Source organism: Streptomyces sp. NPDC002671, from assembly GCF_053592475.1.
Map to the genome: position 1 here is coordinate 1 of NZ_JBSFVU010000168.1, position 1,342 is coordinate 1,342.

Below are 1,342 nucleotides of genomic sequence, written 5' to 3' on the forward strand. Positions count from 1 at the left end.
GCTTCCAGATCCGGCCTATCAACCCAGTCGTCTACTGGGAGCCTTACCCCATCAAGTGGGTGGGAGTCCTCATCTCGAAGCAGGCTTCCCGCTTAGATGCTTTCAGCGGTTATCCCTCCCGAACGTAGCCAACCAGCCATGCCCTTGGCAGAACAACTGGCACACCAGAGGTTCGTCCGTCCCGGTCCTCTCGTACTAGGGACAGCCCTTCTCAAGACTCCTACGCGCACAGCGGATAGGGACCGAACTGTCTCACGACGTTCTAAACCCAGCTCGCGTACCGCTTTAATGGGCGAACAGCCCAACCCTTGGGACCGACTCCAGCCCCAGGATGCGACGAGCCGACATCGAGGTGCCAAACCATCCCGTCGATATGGACTCTTGGGGAAGATCAGCCTGTTATCCCCGGGGTACCTTTTATCCGTTGAGCGACGGCGCTTCCACAAGCCACCGCCGGATCACTAGTCCCGACTTTCGTCCCTGCTCGACCCGTCGGTCTCACAGTCAAGCTCCCTTGTGCACTTACACTCAACACCTGATTGCCAACCAGGCTGAGGGAACCTTTGGGCGCCTCCGTTACTCTTTAGGAGGCAACCGCCCCAGTTAAACTACCCATCAGACACTGTCCCTGATCCGGATCACGGACCCAGGTTAGACATCCAGCACGACCAGACTGGTATTTCAACGACGACTCCACAAACACTGGCGTGCCTGCTTCAAAGTCTCCCAGCTATCCTACACAAGCCGAACCGAACACCAATATCAAACTGTAGTAAAGGTCCCGGGGTCTTTCCGTCCTGCTGCGCGAAACGAGCATCTTTACTCGTAGTGCAATTTCACCGGGCCTATGGTTGAGACAGTCGAGAAGTCGTTACGCCATTCGTGCAGGTCGGAACTTACCCGACAAGGAATTTCGCTACCTTAGGATGGTTATAGTTACCACCGCCGTTTACTGGCGCTTAAGTTCTCAGCTTCGCCCCACCGAAATGGAGCTAACCGGTCCCCTTAACGTTCCAGCACCGGGCAGGCGTCAGTCCGTATACATCGCCTTACGGCTTCGCACGGACCTGTGTTTTTAGTAAACAGTCGCTTCTCGCTGGTCTCTGCGGCCACCCCCAGCTCACCGAGTAAATCGGATCACCGAGTGTGGCCCCCCTTCTCCCGAAGTTACGGGGGCATTTTGCCGAGTTCCTTAACCATAGTTCACCCGAACGCCTCGGTATTCTCTACCTGACCACCTGAGTCGGTTTAGGGTACGGGCCGCCATGAAACTCGCTAGAGGCTTTTCTCGACAGCATAGGATCATCCACTTCGCCACAATCGGCTCGGCATCAGGTCTCAG

General features: G+C 56.3%; 1 rRNA gene. It reads right to left on the minus strand.

Annotation, left to right across the window (positions count from 1 at the left end):
* Positions 1 to 1,342: ribosomal RNA gene (locus tag ACWD35_RS45500) — 23S ribosomal RNA — on the minus strand; the annotation flags it as partial.